Source organism: Pseudoglutamicibacter albus (assembly GCF_022346425.1).
GTDB lineage: Bacteria > Actinomycetota > Actinomycetes > Actinomycetales > Micrococcaceae > Pseudoglutamicibacter > Pseudoglutamicibacter albus.
Genome location: NZ_JAKRCW010000005.1, coordinates 74,524 through 89,603 on the forward strand (window position 1 = coordinate 74,524; position 15,080 = coordinate 89,603).

General features: G+C 60.4%; 14 protein-coding genes. 2 read left to right on the forward strand and 12 right to left on the reverse strand.

The window, feature by feature from the left end; genetic code table 11:
- Position 1: 1 nt before the first annotated feature.
- Positions 2-634: a ribosome maturation factor RimP gene (locus MHJ63_RS04610; RefSeq protein WP_239446287.1), complete on the reverse strand. Its 633-nt coding sequence runs from the start codon at positions 632-634 to the stop codon at positions 2-4.
- Between the two features lie 63 nt (positions 635-697).
- Here MHJ63_RS04610 and MHJ63_RS04615 point away from each other — a divergent pair, with 63 nt between their 5' ends.
- Entirely contained in the window at positions 698-1,804 is a 1,107-nt protein-coding gene (locus tag MHJ63_RS04615; protein ID WP_239446288.1) for a hypothetical protein, read from the forward strand.
- A 26-nt stretch (positions 1,805-1,830) separates the two neighbouring features.
- Here the strand turns inward: MHJ63_RS04615 and MHJ63_RS04620 are convergent, their stop codons facing one another.
- The 6 genes from MHJ63_RS04620 to dxr form a co-directional block, all read right to left on the reverse strand.
- Positions 1,831-2,631 carry a sulfite exporter TauE/SafE family protein gene (locus MHJ63_RS04620; RefSeq protein WP_070490709.1) on the reverse strand — a complete coding sequence of 267 codons (801 nt, stop codon included), beginning with the start codon at positions 2,629-2,631 and terminating at the stop codon, positions 1,831-1,833.
- A gap of 8 nt (positions 2,632-2,639) precedes the next feature.
- On the reverse strand, positions 2,640-4,436 hold the full coding sequence (locus tag MHJ63_RS04625; RefSeq protein ID WP_239446289.1) for a proline--tRNA ligase: 1,797 nt from the start codon (positions 4,434-4,436) through the stop codon (positions 2,640-2,642).
- Positions 4,437-4,599: 163 nt separating this feature from the next.
- The gene (locus MHJ63_RS04630; protein ID WP_052048564.1) at positions 4,600-5,517 is read right to left on the reverse strand and encodes a GNAT family N-acetyltransferase; all 918 of its coding nucleotides are present in this window, start codon (positions 5,515-5,517) and stop codon (positions 4,600-4,602) included.
- An 18-nt stretch (positions 5,518-5,535) separates the two neighbouring features.
- On the reverse strand, positions 5,536-6,672 hold the full coding sequence (gene ispG / locus MHJ63_RS04635; protein WP_035756919.1) for a flavodoxin-dependent (E)-4-hydroxy-3-methylbut-2-enyl-diphosphate synthase: 1,137 nt from the start codon (positions 6,670-6,672) through the stop codon (positions 5,536-5,538).
- Positions 6,673-6,801: 129 nt separating this feature from the next.
- Positions 6,802-8,154 (reverse strand): M50 family metallopeptidase, encoded by a 1,353-nt coding sequence (locus tag MHJ63_RS04640; RefSeq protein WP_035756917.1) that lies wholly within the window; start codon positions 8,152-8,154, stop codon positions 6,802-6,804.
- Positions 8,155-8,175: 21 nt separating this feature from the next.
- Complete coding sequence (gene dxr, locus MHJ63_RS04645; protein ID WP_239446290.1) at positions 8,176-9,438, reverse strand: 1-deoxy-D-xylulose-5-phosphate reductoisomerase; 1,263 nt, start codon at positions 9,436-9,438, stop codon at positions 8,176-8,178.
- 245 nt (positions 9,439-9,683) lie between these two features.
- Here dxr and MHJ63_RS04650 point away from each other — a divergent pair, with 245 nt between their 5' ends.
- Positions 9,684-10,148 carry a GNAT family N-acetyltransferase gene (locus MHJ63_RS04650; protein ID WP_052048563.1) on the forward strand — a complete coding sequence of 155 codons (465 nt, stop codon included), beginning with the start codon at positions 9,684-9,686 and terminating at the stop codon, positions 10,146-10,148.
- Positions 10,149-10,350: 202 nt separating this feature from the next.
- Here MHJ63_RS04650 and MHJ63_RS04655 read toward each other — a convergent pair whose 3' ends face one another.
- The 5 genes from MHJ63_RS04655 to tsf form a co-directional block, all read right to left on the reverse strand.
- Positions 10,351-10,938, reverse strand: a complete 588-nt coding sequence (locus MHJ63_RS04655; RefSeq protein ID WP_370977533.1) for a DivIVA domain-containing protein — start codon at positions 10,936-10,938, stop codon at positions 10,351-10,353.
- 50 nt (positions 10,939-10,988) lie between these two features.
- Positions 10,989-12,494: a phosphatidate cytidylyltransferase gene (locus tag MHJ63_RS04660; RefSeq protein WP_239446291.1), complete on the reverse strand. Its 1,506-nt coding sequence runs from the start codon at positions 12,492-12,494 to the stop codon at positions 10,989-10,991.
- On the reverse strand, positions 12,494-13,051 hold the full coding sequence (gene frr, locus MHJ63_RS04665; RefSeq protein ID WP_035756909.1) for a ribosome recycling factor: 558 nt from the start codon (positions 13,049-13,051) through the stop codon (positions 12,494-12,496). The genes MHJ63_RS04660 and frr overlap by 1 nt, the downstream gene beginning before the upstream one ends.
- A gap of 170 nt (positions 13,052-13,221) precedes the next feature.
- Positions 13,222-13,947: a UMP kinase gene (gene pyrH / locus MHJ63_RS04670; RefSeq protein WP_035756906.1), complete on the reverse strand. Its 726-nt coding sequence runs from the start codon at positions 13,945-13,947 to the stop codon at positions 13,222-13,224.
- 294 nt (positions 13,948-14,241) lie between these two features.
- Complete coding sequence (tsf, locus tag MHJ63_RS04675; protein WP_239446292.1) at positions 14,242-15,078, reverse strand: translation elongation factor Ts; 837 nt, start codon at positions 15,076-15,078, stop codon at positions 14,242-14,244.
- Between the last annotated feature and the right edge of the window lie 2 nt (positions 15,079-15,080).

Here is a 15,080-nt window from a genome sequence, read left to right on the forward strand (position 1 = left end):
CTTAGGCCTCCTCGCCCGTTAGACCTGACTGTGCTGGATCTTCCATTGACTCTTCTGCCACATCCTCGGCGTCCTTTACGGCAGCCAACCGTGCCGCCGCCGTCGCCTCGATGTCAACCTTCGCGCGACGAATGTCAGCATACTCGCGCCGCACCGGATCAAGCACCTTATCTTTCATGCCCTTCTTAGGCGCAGGCTTGATCGGCTCGATCACAATGCCCTCGTCGTCGGCCTCAAGCACGGTGCCTGTGAAGTCTTCATCCTCGCCCACCACACGAATCACACGGCCCACGTTGCGCTGGAAGTGGCGAGGCTGTGTGAGCGGACGCGAAGCCCCCGGCGAGGAAACCTCAAGCTCATAAGCACCCGAGGAGGCAAGCAAACCGTTATCCAAAACCTCGCCCACCTGCTGCGAAACTTCGGCGAGCACATCGAGATCCACCGCATCCGTACCGCTTGGCAGATCAACCAGAATCTGCAGGGTTGGCGTGTTCCCACCTTTGACCGTGACGTCTTCAACGATCAAACCAGCATCGCTGATCACAGACTCGATAGCTCGCGTGATTGCTTCAGGAGCCCATGGCGAACCCTCGTGCCTCGACGCGTTATCGGCTGGCATGCTGTGGGATGACACGCTATTCCTCCCTTTACGCTGTGTCTGTACAGATCTACCCTACCCGCATGGCACCATAGCGTTATGCGTTCAGTACAGGATTCCACGGAGCCAGCGACACAGGAGACGTCGCCGGCAACTCAGGAAGCTCCGCAGACCTCCGGCGACGGCCAGCAGGCCCAGGGTATCGACCAACAGTCCCCAGGCGACGGTCGGCGGGCACGGCGGGATACCCAACAGTCCCGCGGTTCCGGTTCACGGATGGGCCGCGCCGCCGTGTCTGTGCTGATGGTGAGCACATGCTGGTTAGGCGTCACAACCACCACGAGCAGCTATTCCGCTAACGCAAGGCCTGGAGACGCTATATTCGATAAGGCGGTGTCCCGGACCGAACACAGCCCTGTGTACCGTGCCCGGGTTTTGCTCGCGCAGGTGGATCAGGCCTATAGCGGCGAGGATGTCACGGCCGCGGCACGCACAGCCTATGAGCTGTTGAGTGGCTCGGACGCCTGGGGTGGGCCGGCTACTAACCGTGAGATGCGGTGGATCGAAGAACATGTAGCCGCTCAGAAAGCCAGCGGGCAGGATAACGCTAAAGACGCCGCCGTCCTCTCCGGTGAGCTTATGCAGTTGGCCTTGCGTCCTAGCGATAATGAGCAGCTGAGCCGTGAGGATGCATCCCGGCTGATCGCAGCCTCCGTCACGCTGTACTCGGCTTCCCAGAAAGCCGGTGCCCCACCCCTAGATAACGATGCGGCCGCAGTGATCAAGGAAGCGTTAGCTTCCGCAAGCCTCACCGACCCCGTGGCGGCTTTAGGGGGCGTGGTTGCCCTAGCGGACCCCAGCGAGCCTGAACAGGCCGCCGCCTTGTGGGATCGGACGGGCAGAACATCAGCCAAAATCACTGAAGCGGCACGCATCATCGCGCACCGAAACCCAGCAGACAGCAATCAGGAATGGTTCGAAGCCTCGCGCGATCTCACGCTCGGTCTCGGGAAAGCGTCCGGGCACCCTTATGCTGCTGCGACCATCGGGCCGCGGGAAGACTACCTCGCATCCGGGACTGAAAAGCTCGCTTCAGCGCAAGCATCACTTGCTGAACCGCTGCAACACCTCGCGGCGCACTATCACGGCGAGGCGCGCATCGTGCTCATGGCTTTGTCTTTCCAGCTCGCCGGATACACGCGTTAGCTAGCCGGGCTCACTAACTCAGCGAGCTAGCTCAGTTGCCGAAGGGTGTCAGCCCCAACGCTGATGATGAGCGCGGTCACGACCACGAGGAACACGATCCGCACAAAACGTGAACCAGCTGAAACTGCCATACGCGAACCGATATAGCCCCCGAACATGTTCGCGATCCCCAGTCCGATACCGAGCGGCCACACGACGTGGCCTGCGGGGATGAAGAAGCACAACGCACCGAAGTTGGTGGCCCAGTTAGCGATCTTCGCGCACGCTGATCCATCCAGGAACGAATACCCCAAAACCCCAACCAAGGCGATCACCAAAAACGATCCTGTGCCCGGCCCCAGCACACCATCATAAAACCCGATCGCGATACCGATCCCCCACGCCCGAACATGGTGCTTCATGCTCGCATGCTTGAGCGCGGTTGAGGCCCCCATGTTCTTCTTAGCGAGCGTGAAAACGAAAACCACAACAAGCGCTACGAGGATGATGGGCTTGAAAACCTCGGTCGGCAGTATCGAAGCTACGGCCGCCCCACCCACCGAGGCGAGCCCCGCGGTGAGAGCAAGACCCAGACTCGTGGCGAGGTCCGGCCGCACACGCCGACCATACGTGATAGCCGATGTCGTGGTACCAAAGATCGAGCCGACCTTATTCGTGGCCAAAGCCTGAACCGGGGTCAGCCCCGGAATCAGCAACACGACCGGAAGCTGGATCAACCCGCCGCCGCCAACCACCGAATCGACCCATCCCGCAAGGAAACCGGCGCCCAAAACTAACAGGATCAACCCGATGTTGAGCGCGCCGGTGTCCGTGAGGATGTAGTCCATAGGCGAGCTTAGTGAGCTGCGAGCTGGGCAACGTGCTCAACCACGGCATCGAGCGCGATATTCTCGGCCTCGCCCGTGGCGCGGTCCTTGACCTCAACCACGCCATCGGCCACGCCGCGGCCCACAACAACAGTGGTAGGGATACCGATCAGCTCAGCGTCACGGAACTTCACGCCCGCAGAAACCTTGGCGCGGTCATCGAGCATGACCTCCAAGCCGGCTTCATCGAGCTTGCCCGCGATGTCCTCGGCGGTTTCCGTGAGCTCTTCCCCCTTGCCAGCGATGATCACCACAACATCGGCAGGTGCCACAGCACGAGGCCACACCAAGCCCTTGTCATCATGATGGGCCTCAGCGATAGCCGCAACCGCGCGGGTCACGCCCACGCCGTAGGAGCCCATCGTGACAACCTGCGCTTTACCGTTGGGATCCAAAACCTTCAGGTCCAACGCTTCAGCGTAGCGGCGGCCCAACTGGAAAATGTGGCCCATCTCGATGCCGCGGGTCGTCTTCAACGGACCGGAACCATCGGGTGCGGGGTCGCCGTCTTCCACCGCAACAGCCTCAAGCACACCATCCCAGCCGAAGTCACGGCCTGCAACCAAACCGAACACGTGATGGTCACGGAGGTTCGCGCCCGTGATCCAGCTCGAGCCTTCGACCACGCGAGGATCGACAAAGAATGGGACGCCCGAACGTGCTTCACGACCCAAAACGGCCTCATCCTTGGACAAGCCAGGGCCGATGTAGCCCTTGACCAGTTCAGGGTGACGGCCGAGGTCATCATCTGTGGCAACCTCAACCTGGGATTCGCCGACGATACCCATGAGCTCACCGATGGTCGCCTCGATTCGTTTGAGGTCAGCCTGGCGGTTGCCGGGCACACCCACGACGGCGAGTTCTCGCTCACCGTTCGGTGTCACAACAACCAACGCAACGCACTTGAGTGTGTCCGCGGCGGTCCACGGGGTGTCCTTCGGGTGGTTCTCGTTCGCTGCGTCAACGAGCGTTTCGATGGTCTCGCTGTTCGGGGTCAGCTCAACGTGGGCGGCCGGCGCGTCGGTGTAGTCGATCGGGTCCAGCGGCGGCGTCGTCACGGCCTCAACGTTGGCGGCGTAACCGCCTGGGGAGACCACGAACGTGTCCTCGCCCGTTTCGGTTGGGTGCAGGAACTCTTCCGACTTCGAGCCACCCATCGCTCCCGCCATCGCGAACACCGGGCGGATTTCGAGGCTCAAACGCTCGAAAATCTTGAGGTACGCGGCGCGGTGAGCCGCATATGCCTCGTCGAGGCCTTCCTCATCCAGGGTGAAGGAATAGGAGTCCTTCATGATGAACTCACGGCCACGCAACAGGCCAGCGCGCGGGCGGGCCTCGTCGCGGTACTTCGTCTGGATCTGGTACAGGTACACCGGCAGATCCTTATACGAGGAGTACATGTCTTTGACCAAGAGGGTGAACATTTCCTCGTGCGTTGGCGCGAGTAGATAGTCGGCCTTACGGCGGTCCTTCAGACGGAAAATGTTGTCTCCGTATTCTTCCCAGCGGCCCGTCGCCTCATAGGGCTCTTTCGGAAGCAACGCCGGGAAATGCACTTCCTGAGCGCCGATCGCGTTCATTTCTTCACGCACAATGTTCTCAACCTTGTTCAGGACCTTGAGCCCCAGCGGCAGCCACGAATAGATCCCGGGTGCCGCACGGCGGATGTAGCCAGCCCGGACTAACAACTTGTGGCTTGCGAGCTCAGCTTCAGCAGGGTCGTCGCGCAGCGTGCGGAGAAAGAACGTTGAAAGGCGTGTTACCACAGGGCCTCCCCTTTCAGGGTGGATCGGGGTGTGCAGAGTGAATCAGCAAATCGGTTGCGTTCACCGTTAGTATCCGGTGACGGCTCGTGTCCAGTGTAGTCTGCCCACGCATAGCGGCCGGCTATGTGGCGCGCTGCCGCGTGCCCGTCCCGGGATTCGATGCTCATAGCAGGACGGTCGCGAACATCCCGGTGGTTTGGAAACCCACCTTCTCATAGACGGCTCGAGCCGCGTGATTGTAGTCGTTGACGTACAGGCTCGTCACGGGCGCCCACGTGTGCGCATGGGCCACGACATCTGCCACGCGGCTCGCTGAAAGCCCGATGCCGCGGTGGTCCGGATGCATCCACACGCCCTGGATCTGTGTAGCTTGGCCGGTCACAACCCCGAGCTCGGCTTTGAACCGCACCGTTGTGCCCGCCGCACCCGGCTCGAGCAAAGCCTGCCCGCACGCCAGCAACTGTTTGACCCGCGCCCTATAGGAGGCCTCCCCTACATCGAGGGGTGAATAGCCAAGCTCCTCGGTGAACATCGCAACGGAAGCCGGCCAGAACGCATCGAAATCACTCACATACCCTTGCCGGACTCGGCCAGACCCTTCGATCACAGCCGGGCCTTCCAACGTCATGAACGGCTGGGTGAGCCGCACACTACGCGGGTAGAAGGCCGGGCTGGTCTTCACCACATCCCAGATCCCTTCAACTCCTGCTTTCGGACCGAAAATCGAGGCGAAGCGCTTACGGCTGGTCAGGACCCGCCGCCCGAACGCTTCACCGTGTTCCCGGGCTTGCTCGCCTTCATCCGCGGTCACAGGCACCACGTTCGCGCCCAGCCAGCACGCCGCAACCATCACGCCTGCATCATCGAAGCGGCCCAGGATGCGCGCGCCAGGCAACACATCGATCTTGCCGCCAACAACATCGAGTTGCTGCTGAACGAAAGCATGCTGGACAGGGTTGCGCGCGATCAACGCGAGCAACGCTGGCGCGTCCTCATTCGTGAGGGTGCGGATGCTGGGGTCCGGCGAGCGCAGATCCGCCATCCGGGCGCCGGCCCGGTTCACGATCTGCCGGATCACCATTGACGTTGAGACCGTTACCTAGTGGACGGACACGGAAGGCGATGCGCCTTCGGTCTCGCTTGCGCCCATCTCCTCGGCGATGCGGTGGGCTTCTTCGAGCAGGGTTTCCACGATCTGGTCTTCACGGACCGTGCGGATGACCTCGCCCTTGACGAAGATTTGGCCCTTGCCGTTGCCGGATGCGACACCGAGGTCGGCTTCTCGTGCCTCGCCTGGCCCGTTGACGACGCAACCCATGACGGCCACACGCAGCGGAACCTTGAAGTCTTTGAGGCCTTCGGTCACGTTGTTGGCGAGCTCATACACATCGACCTGGGCGCGTCCACAGGACGGGCACGAGACGATTTCGAGCTGGCGTGGACGCAGGTTCAGCGATTGGAGGATCTGCTCGCCGACCTTGATCTCTTCGACAGGTGGGGCCGAAAGTGAGACACGGATCGTATCGCCAATACCTTGGGAGAGCAGCGCGCCGAAAGCGGTTGCGGACTTGATGGTGCCTTGGAAGGCAGGACCTGCCTCGGTGACACCCAGGTGCAACGGCCAGTCGCCCTTCTGAGCGAGCAGCTCATACGCGCGAATCATCACGACCGGGTCAGAGTGTTTGACGGAGATACCGAAATCGTAGAAATCGTTTTCTTCAAACAGCGCGGCTTCCTGCAACGCGGACTCAACGAGAGCCTCCGGGGTTGCGCGGCCGTATTTCTCCAGCAGGCGCTTATCGAGGGAGCCGCCGTTGATGCCGATGCGGATCGGGGTCCCGTGCTGCTTCGCGGCAGCGGAAATCTCTGCAACCTGGTCATCGAACTTGCGGATGTTGCCCGGGTTGACACGCACCGCACCGCAACCGGCCTCAATGGCTGCGTAGACGTACTTGGGTTGGAAGTGGATATCCGCGATCACCGGGATCGTGGACTGTTGCGCGATGACCTTCAGCGCATCGGCGTCCTTGTCTGTTGGGCACGCGACACGGACAATGTCACAGCCAGCGGCGGTGAGCTCGGCGATCTGCTGCAACGTAGCGCCGATGTCGTGAGTCTTCGTGGTCGTCATCGACTGCACGGTGATCGGGTGATCCGAGCCCATACCGACGTTGCCGACCATCATCTGGCGGGTCTTGCGCCGCGGAGCCAACGTCATAGGTGGTGGTGTAGGCATTCCCAAATTAACCGATGACACGAGGTGTCCTCCAAGAACTCATACGTGATAAACGAATCCACTGCTGTGCTCTATCTTCCCATGCCACTGCCGGCACCTTCACATGCCTGAGGCGACATCTGAGGCAAGCTACAGCAGGGACACCGGTTTCACGAGGTCGGCATAGATCAAGATCACACCCATGACAAGCAATAAACCTGCAACAACATAGGTGACCGGCAGCATCTTCGAAAGATCCACCGGTCCCGGGTCAGGGCGCTTGAAAATCTTGTTGAACGTTTTGCGGATCTTCTCCCACAAAGCCCCGGCGATATGCCCGCCATCAAGCGGCAAGAGCGGGATCAGGTTGAACACGAACAGCGCGACGTTCAGCGAACCCATCAGGCTCAGATAGCTTGCGAGCTTATCTTTGACGCTGATCTGCTCGAAAGAGGTGATCTCGCCGGCGATGCGGCCCACCCCTACCACGGACATCGGCCCGTTCGGATCGCGTTCAGCTGGGCTGAACGCGGCCTGGGCAACGCCAGCAACTTTCTGCGGAAGCTGAGTCACAACACCAGAAACAGCTTTGACGTTCTCCCACACAAAACCCGGGACCTCACCTACCGGCCGCGGCCGGATCTCAGCTGTCGAACCGATGCCAGCGAAACCCACCGACTCCACCTTGGCAGTACCGTCACGGTTCTTCTCAACCATCCCCAAAGGCGAAACAACAGGCCGAGCCGTCTCAACCGGAACCAACGTTGTGGTCGATGCGACACCATCGCGCTCATAACCGATGCTGAGCTCTTGATCAGGGCTTGCCTTGATCCGGTCCGTGAGTGCAGACCAATCAGTGTCGTCAAGCGAAACACCGTCAACCGAGGTAATGACATCCCCAGGCTTCAAGCCCGCCGCATACGCCGGCCCAGCTGGGGCACCCTCAGGGCAGCTCTGTCCCTCCCCCGCCGGGCGCGTGTTCTCGTCATCCACTGCTTGAAGACACTGATACACCTCAGACACCGTGGTCGTAGGAGTCGCGACCCCGAAACCAGTAAGAACAATCCCAAAGAACACGAACGCTAAAAGCAGGTTCATAAACGGGCCACCCAGCATGATGATGATCCGCTTATACACCGGCAAGTTCAAAAACAATCGCTTCTCATCGCCAGGCTGCAGAGTCTCAGCTTCAGCCTTCTTCGCCTCATCGGACAACTGCTGAAAAATACCGGTGCGTGTAGGCCGCTGCTTGCCGTCCTGATGCGGCGGATACATACCGATCATCGTGATGTACCCACCCAGCGGCAGCAATTTGATCCCGTACTCTGTCTCCCCTTTACGGAAAGAGAACAGCGTAGGCCCAAAACCCACCATGTAGCGAGGCACGCGCAAACCGAAAGCCTTAGCCGGCAGTAAATGCCCCACCTCATGCAACGCAATCGAGATGCCGATACCCACCAGCATCACCAGCGCGCCAATCACATACGCCAGAACCTGATCCATCTCAATCCCAACCGGTAAAACTCAAGCCCACAGCTTGCGGGCTTTATCGCGCGCCCACTCTTCGGCGGCCAAAACCCCTTCAACACTACGGCCATACTCTGCCGTGTTCGCATCCGAGTCATAAGCCTCAACCACCTCGGCCACGACCTCGACGATCCTCCGGAAACCGATCGCGCCGTCGTGGAAAGCATCCACCGCTTCCTCATTGGCTGCGTTATACACGGCCATGTGCGTCGGTGAAGCCTCTTGCGCTTTCTTCGCAAGCTCGATAGCAGGAAACGCCTCATGATCCATCGGGAAAAACTCCCACGTATGAGCCTGCGTCCAATCCACCGGTGTGCACGCCCCCGGCAAGCGATCCGGCCAATTCAAACCCAACGCGATCGGCAACCCCATGTCCGGTGGAGACGCCTGCGCAATCGTGGAACCATCCACAAACTCGACCATCGAATGCACCACCGACTGCGGATGCACCACCGGAACAATCCGCTCCAGCGGGACGTCGAACAGCAGATGCGCCTCAATCACTTCAAGCGCCTTATTCACCAAGGTCGCCGAATTGGTTGTGACCACACGCCCCATATCCCAGGTAGGGTGAGCCAACGCCTGCTGCGGGGTGACATCCTCAAGCTGCTCGGCACTCCAGCCGCGGAACGGACCGCCTGATGCGGTGATGATCAAACGCTCAACCTCGCTACGGGTTCCCGAACGCAAGGCCTGCGCGATCGCTGAATGCTCCGAATCCACAGGAACGATCTGCCCCGGCGATGCCGCATCCATCACCAGCCGGCCGCCAGCAACCAGCGACTCCTTATTAGCCAACGCCACCACAGAACCGGCCTCAATAGCCGCCAGCGTAGGCCGCAAACCGCGCGAACCCGTGACCCCGTTGAGCACCACATCCACATCAGGCAACGCCGCACACGCGCGCGCCGCGTTGTCACCAACCACAACCTCAGGTACATAAGCGTCCAGGCCCGCGCCATCGACCTCAACCTCACCGACACCGGCAAGCTCAAGCCGCCCCTCACGTGAAGCAACCTCCTTAGCACCTGCCAGATGCAGCAAGAAGCCGCCGCGCACATCGTCGGCACTCATCTCCTCAGCGCCAGCCAAACCCACCACACTGGTGCGGAACGCCACCGCCTGCAACGCTAATTCGCGAGCCTGCTGCCCCGCAGAAATAGCCCGGACCGCAAACCGGTCCCCCGCACGGGCGATCTGCGCCAAAGCCTGAGTACCGATCGACCCCGTCGAACCCACAATCACAACAGACCTAGCCACAACAAGCTCCCTCACAAACCGAACAACCCAGCATCAACAATAAAAACCAGCAACCCCACCACACTGCTGCGGAAGCGCCCCAGCATCTACAGGCAAACGCGCCCCTGCTAGTGTGCCACGACTAGCCAACGCAGCTGGCACCCGAAACCGGTGATAGCCCAACATTGAGGCAAAACCCAGGTGGGCACCATCTGGCCTAAGATAGATAAGCAATACATATTCATTCATTAGCACCCGGAGGAAACATGCGCCTGCGCCCCGTTGAACCTGCGGACCTCGAGCACTTCTTCGCTCACCAACAGGACCCGGACGCCAACCATATGGCGGCCTTCAGCGCCCGCAACCCCAGCGACCGCAGCGTCTTCGACTATCACTGGGGCCTCATGTTGCGCGACCCTAAAATCCAGGTGCGCACCATTGAGCACGATGGTGAAGTAGCCGGCTCGATCGTCATGGCTTTCCACGAGGACTACGCGGAGCTTTCCTTCTGGACTGATAAATCCTTCTGGAACCAGGGAGTCACCACCGCCGCCGTGGAAGCGATGCTCGAGGAATTCCCGCAACGGCCCGTTCGCGCATCCGTGGTGGCTGACAACGTGGGAACACACAAAATCCTTGAAGGCCGCGGTTTCAAACAAGTCGACCAGACCAGGGACTTCTCCAACGCGCGCGGAGAAATCGTCGCCGAAGACCACTTCGAACTCAGCTGACACGCTGATCTCTGTAGCTAAAACACGTAGCTGATATGCGTAGCTGTGCTCCGTAACCGCACACCCTTGAGCAATAACAGGTGAGCAATAATATTTGAGCAATACAGTTATCTAACGTTTGGGCCCGGCACCTTGTGGTGCCGAGCCCAAGCGTTGACAACGCGCTAGTGGGTCATCGTTCTAGTGGGTCGTCTTGGCCGCGTTAGTCGATCGCGGCCATGAGTTCGATGGTGCGGTCCAAGAACGCATCCACCTGGTTCTCTTCATAGCCTTCATCGCCCTCAGCGCGCCTAAACACCACACGGCGTACATCGTCAACGCTCAGGGGGACATCGTGTTCGAAGTACTGGATGAGACGGTCACACAACGCGTCGACGTCTGCGATGTTATAGGACGGTACGTTCCGTTTGGATGGACGGCGGAAACGCTCCCCCGGCGCTCGATGCAGACGAGCCCGCAACACCATCGCGACCTGAGAGATATTCTCAAGCCAACGGTCGTGGCCTTCAGACTCGATCAGGGCGTTGCGTTCACGGGCCGCGAAGACGTCCTCGAGCCTGTCCAAAGCCGCATCGACTTCGCGAGGATCATAGCCGCCCCTGACCGGGTCGAACGTCGCCCGCCGCACTACAGAGCTCGTGACAACGTCCCTGTTCAGGTTCTCCGCCTCATACGTCTTACGGGCACGCGCCAAGAAATCCTCGACCTGACCGGTGTCGTATCCAAAGGCGTCGTCAGCCACCCGTGCAAACAAAGTGCCAGCCAGACCGGCGTTATCCGTTCGAGCCACCGTGGCGCTCCTTCGATAGAGGTATGTGCAAGTGAGAGTTTATCTGAGGGTTAGGCCAGCGCTTCAGCCAACATAACCACTGCGTAGCCGAAAGGCATCGCAAACAAGAGAGAATCCAGGCGGTCCATCATGCCGCCGTGCCCCGGCAACAAGTTAGACATGTCTTTGACCCCGAGCGCACGCTTGACCATCGACTCAGCGAAATCGCCCAACGTGGCGCACACGACCGTCGCAATAGCCAAGACAACGCCAAGCCACCACGGTATCTGCAGAACCCACAGGCACAACGCGATACCCACGATGGTCGCGCCCAGTAGCGAACCTGCGAAGCCCTCCCAGGACTTCTTAGGGCTGATGCGTGCCGCCATCGGATGCTTACCCAGGGTCACCCCGACGATGTAGCCGAATGTGTCGTTAGAGACCACCAGCAGAACAACCGTGAGCAACGCGGCAGCGCCACGCTCGGTTTGGAAAATCAAGAACGCGAAAGAGGCCAGCAGCGGGACCCACCCCACCACTAGAACGCTCAGCCCGATCGACTGTGAGCCGTGCGAACGCCCCTCAAGCAGGTTCCAGATCACCACGAGCACAAGGCAGGCGGTCAACCCCAAGGAGAGCGCGACAGGCCCGTAGATGCCCGCAAGCAACGGCAAAGCGACGCTCGTGATGAGAAGTGGTGCCAACGGAATAGGGATACCCGTGCGCGCCTTGAGCGCACGCGAGACTTCCCACGAACCGATACCTGCAACCAAGCAACCGAGCGCGATCAGCAGATAGGGAAAAACAAAAAGCCCGAGACCAAGCACGGCGAGAAGACCCGCGCCCACGCCGATCGCCGCCGGAAGGTTACGGCCCGCTTTAGACGGTTTCGGCTCAGGCAAATCATTCGGATCAGGAACACTCAGCGGTTCCAGCGCCCCGTACGGTGCAGGTAGCGCACCTTCTTCAGGCACGGCATCCTGCCCAGCCAACGCATCCCTGTCATACGTTGCAGTTGCATCCTGTTCAAACAGGGCAGTTGCATCGTGTCCGAACCGCGCCGGTGCTTCCTCTTGATGCGCTGCCGTTGCATCCTGCTCATACAGCGCGGTTGCATCCTGCTCAGCCTCCACAGCAGCGACAGGCTCAGGCGTTTCATCGTAGGCAGGCTCCCACGCCGCATTCTGGTCGGCCCTCCACCCTGGCATAACAGCCGGCTCTGGATCCGGCGCCTCAACGATAGGCTGCGGCGCTGTGTGAGTCTCCTGCACTGTGTTGGCCTCAGCCACGGGTTCGGTGGTGTCGGCTTGTGCGTTGCCGGTTTCGAGATCCGGCGCCTCAAGATCCGTCGTTTCGAGGGCTTCCGCTTCCGCTGCCGCGGCTGCCGCAGCTGCTGCTCGCTCGGCTTGACGACGTGCCCGCCTGCTCCCGGGTGCTGCAGGACGCCTTGAAGCGCGCGATGGCGCATCGACATACGTCGATGCGGCACGGCGCGCTCGCGTCTCATCAACAGACACCGATGAGCCCAGCCCCTCGACAGGGCTGGACTCATTCCGGAAACCAGACGTGTGCGTCATTAGATCTCGAGGAGCTCGGCTTCCTTGTTCTTAGTCAACTCGTCGACCTGCTCGCCGAACTCACGAACCATCTGGTTCAGTTCGTTCTCGCCGCGCTTGACGTCGTCTTCGCCAACGCCGCCGTCCTCTTCGAGTTCCTTGAGCATGTCATTGCCCTTACGGCGATGGTTACGCAGGGCTACCTTGTGCTCTTCAGCCTTGGTGCGCACAAGCTTGACGTACTCGTTACGGCGTTCCTCGGTCAGCTCCGGCATCGTGATGCGGATCTGACGGCCATCGTTGGATGGGTTAGCGCCGATCTCCGAATCGGAAAGCGCCTTCTCGATCGCGCGGATCGAGGAGGCATCGTAAGGGTTGATGAGGATAGTGCGCGCATCCGGCACCTGGAAGGAGGCCAGCTGCTGAAGCGGGGTGAAGGAGCCGTAGTACTCAACCATCACTTTGGCGTATAGGCCCGGGTTTGCCCGGCCGGTACGGACAGTTGCGAAGTCTTCTTGAGCTGCTTCGATCGTACGTTCCATAGCGGAGCGGGTTTCGCCCAGCACTTCCTGGATCATCGGAACTCCTTCGAGGGTTCTATTTACACCGTCAACGTGCACCACAGGTTATACGTACCAAAGGTGCATCTTGTCATACATCTTAGGCTACTCACTCGCTTTGCTAAGCCCCAGGGCTACCCTGTTTGGCTTCTAGCGTTACCACCTACCCCATGGGCTAGGCCGCCACTTTAGGCGACTGTGACGTGAGTTCCCTGGGCGGTGCCGCGGATCGCTGCCGCAACGTTGCCTTCGCCTTCCATACCGAAAACGAACATTTCCAGGCCGTTATCCTTACACATCGTCATCGCGGTCTGATCCATGACCCGGATGTTGCCGGCAAGGGCTTCGCTGTAAGTGAGTTTCTCGAACTTCTTGGCGTCAGGGTTGGTTTTCGGGTCCGCGGTATAGACACCGTCGACACCGGATTTGGCCATCAAAACCTGGTCAGCGTGGACTTCAAGCGCCCGCTGGGCCGCGACCGTATCGGTTGAAAAGTATGGGAGGCCAGCACCTGCACCGAAGATCACAACGCGGTCCTTCTGCAGGTGACGGATCGCGCGGCGTGGAATGTACTCTTCAGCGACCTGGGACATCGAAATGGCGGACTGGACGCGGGTCTCAACACCGGTCTGTTCCAGGAAGTCCTGAAGCGCCAGGCAGTTCATGACGGTTCCGAGCATCCCCATGTAGTCAGCGCGGGAACGGTCCATACCGGATTCCGCGAGCTCAGCTCCGCGGAAGAAGTTGCCGCCGCCAACAACGATCGCTGTTTCTACCTCGCCCACAGTCGAGGCGATCTGTTCGGCGATGCGCCGCACGGTCGCCGGGTCCACGCCCAGCTTGCCGCCACCAAACACCTCTCCCGAGAGCTTCAATAGGACTCGCCGACGCTGCTTGCTAGGGGTGTTCGACATCAAGGCTCCTTTAGGCGTTCAAGGTGGGTAGGCAATCGACCTTTATTTTCGCATACGCCGCCCGCCACTATTCGAGGCGTGTCAGTTGCGTCACTCACGAGCCCTGCCCCATTGCACTCCAGGATGATGCGGATCACACGAGCTATGCCGCCTCAGCGTGGATCGGCACGACGCGCCGCCGGCCTTGGATGCGGAATCAATCACTATGGCTGGCTTTAAACGGTTGTGCCCGCACTCGTGACGAGTGCGGGCACACCTGGTGTCTATCGGAGCATGAGGCCCCTACCAGCGTTGTTAGGCGCCAACGCGGAAACGTGCGAAGGCGACAGCCTTAACACCAGCTGCATCCAGGACCTGCTGGATGGACTGCTTGGTGTCCTTAGCGAATGGCTGATCAACCAGGACCTTCTCCTTGAAGAAGCCGGTCATGCGGCCGTCGATGATCTTCGGCAGTGCCTGCTCTGGCTTACCCTCGGCGCGTGCGGTCTCTTCAGCGATGCGGCGCTCTTCAGCGACCAGGTCCTCTGGGACGTCCTCGCGGGTGAGGTAGACAGGAGCCATAGCTGCTGCGTGGACAGCCACGTCGTGAGCTGCGGTTTCAGCGGCTTCACCGGTGCCGTCGACTGCGAAGAGAACGCCAACCTGTGCCGGCAGGTCCTGCGAGGTCTTGTGCAGGTATGCCTTCACGAGTGGGCCTTCAACCTTTTCGATGCGGCGCAGCTGGATCTTCTCGCCCAGAACACCGCTGAGCTCCTCGATCTCCTCGGCGACAGTGTTCTCGCCGATCTTTGCGGCCAGCAACGCGTCAACGTCAGCGACGTTGTTAGCTACTGCGGCATCGAGGGCCTTGTTTGCCAGCTCAACGAACTTCTCGTTCTTAGCGACGAAGTCAGTCTCAGCGTTGAGTTCGAGCATGTAGCCTGCACCGTCAACAACCTTTGCGGCCACGAGGCCTTCAGCGGTTGCGCGGCCTTCACGCTTGGATGCCTTGTTGAGGCCCTTCACGCGGATGATCTCGAGGGCCTTAGCGGTATCGCCGTCAGCCTCGTCGAGAGCCTTCTTGACATCCATCATGCCGGCGCCGGTGCGCTCACGCAGTTCCTTGATGTCTGCGGTGGTGTAGTTCGCCATTC